General features: G+C 67.8%; 1 protein-coding gene. It reads left to right on the plus strand.

The genetic code is table 11. The features are described 5' to 3' along the window. The first annotated feature begins 158 nt into the window (after positions 1-158). Positions 159-1,892 carry an IS1634 family transposase gene (locus DLJ47_RS23970; protein ID WP_109902980.1) on the plus strand — a complete coding sequence of 578 codons (1,734 nt, stop codon included), beginning with the start codon at positions 159-161 and terminating at the stop codon, positions 1,890-1,892. The last annotated feature ends 113 nt before the right edge of the window (positions 1,893-2,005 follow it).

Genomic DNA, 2,005 nt, shown 5'->3' on the forward strand with positions numbered 1-2,005 from the left:
CCTGCGTTCCGCGTAATTCGTCTGGTCTAGAGATCCTGACCGGATGAAGCTCGTGGTCAGGGCCGTGTGGTCGACTGTCGGGCCGAGGATCGCCTAGAGAAACGCCTATCGGGATACGCACTGGTGGGCAGGTTCCTGATGATCTATCGTCTAGAGCGATGTACGTGAAGACGACGGTGCGGAAGACGAAGAGCGGTCAGGTCCGCTACCTGCACTTGGCCCACAACGAGTGGGACCCGGTGGCCGGCCGGTCCGTCCCGAAGATCCTCTACGGGTTCGGGCGGGAGGACCAGCTCGACCGGGACGCGGTCAAGCGGCTGGTCGCGTCCCTGGCCCGACTGCTCGACCCGGCCGACGCGCTGGCCGCGACGGCAGGCTCGCAGCTGCAGTTCCTGGAGTCACGGCCGTGGGGTGGCACGTTCACCCTCGACGCGCTGTGGCGCCGGCTGGGCATCGACACCGTGTTGCGGGGTCTGGACACCACGCCGCGCCGCGGCCGGCCCCGCGACACCGACGTGACCGAGCGGGTGCTGTTCGGCCTGGTCGCGAATCGGGCGCTCGCCCCGTCGTCGAAGCTGGCCGCCGCGGACTGGATCAACCACGACGTGCACATCGACGGCCTACCCGAGACCAGCGACGACGCCTGCTACCGGGCGATGGACTGGCTCCACGATGTACGCGAACGGCTGGAGATCGGGGTGTTCGGCCAGGTGGCGAACCTGCTGAACCTCGAGGTCGACCTGCTGTTTTTCGACACCACCTCCACCTACTTCGAGCTGGCCGACCCCGACACCCCCGTGGGCCGCGACGAACGCGGCCACCGCCTACCCACCGACGGCGACGGCGACGAGGGCGAGGAGGACGGCGAGGCGACCAACGCCGGGTTCCGGACCTACGGCAAGTCGAAGGACTCCCGCGACGACCTGCCGCAGATCGTGATCGGGATGGCGGTCACCCGCGACGGGATCCCGGTCCGGGTGTGGTGCTGGCCCGGGAACACCGCCGACTCCAAGCTGATCCGCCAAGTCAAGGACGACATGCGGGACTGGACCCTGTCGAAGATCGTGTGGGTCGCGGACCGGGGCTTCTCCTCCGAGCGCAACCGCCGCTACCTACGCCAGGGCGACCACTCCTACATCATCGGTGAGAAGCTGCGCTCGGACTCCCCGGAGATCAAGGCCGCCCTGTCCAGGCAAGGGCGCTACACCGAGGTCGCACAGAACATGCGGGTCAAGGAAGTGAAGGTGTCGGAGACCGAACGGTTCGTCATCTGCCACAACCCCGACGCCGCGACGCGCGATGCCCACATCCGCGACCAGCTCGTCGCCCAGCTCGACGAGCTGATCGCCGGGTCAGACACGCTGCCGGTCATGAAGCGCGGTGAGCTCCGCGGCCGGATCTCGACCAAGCCCGGCCTGAACCGGTACCTGCGCGTCACCCCCGGCGGGCTGCTGCGTATCGACAAAGCCAAGTGCAAGACGGAGGCCAACCTCGACGGCAAGTACTTGCTGCGCTGCTCGGACCCGCACCTCACCGCCGCCGACATCGCCTTGGGCTACAAGCAGCTCCTCGAGGTCGAACGCGGCTGGCGCGACATGAAGCAGATCCTGGACCTGCGGCCGGTCTACCACCGGCTCGAAGAACGCATCCGAGCCCACGTCGTGCTGTGCTGGCTCGCCCTACTCCTCATCCGCATCGCCGAGACCACCATCGGCGACACCTGGCACAACATCCGCCGCCACCTCGACCGGCTCCACGCCGGCACCTTCACCGGCCCCAACGGCCTGTTCCGCCAGCGCACCGAGCTGTCCAAGCCCCAACGCGACCTGCTCGCCAAGCTCGACATCCCCGCCCCGAAGCAGATCATCGAACTCGCCCCCGCGAGCCGCTGACCAGCAGCGACACCACCGCCTAGAGACACGCCCGACAGGCATACGTCCACGCGTTCCCCCAGCTCACGCCCCAGATCATGTCTCTAGCCCCCCTGAATTACGCGGAACGCAGG

The organism is Micromonospora sp. S4605 (assembly GCF_003176715.1).
Taxonomy (GTDB): domain Bacteria; phylum Actinomycetota; class Actinomycetes; order Mycobacteriales; family Micromonosporaceae; genus Micromonospora; species Micromonospora echinaurantiaca.

Coding starts and splice junctions, on each gene's coding strand:
- DLJ47_RS23970 (WP_109902980.1), top strand. CDS start 159: ATGTACGTGAAGACGACGGTGCGGAAGACGAAGAGCGGTCAGGTCCGC.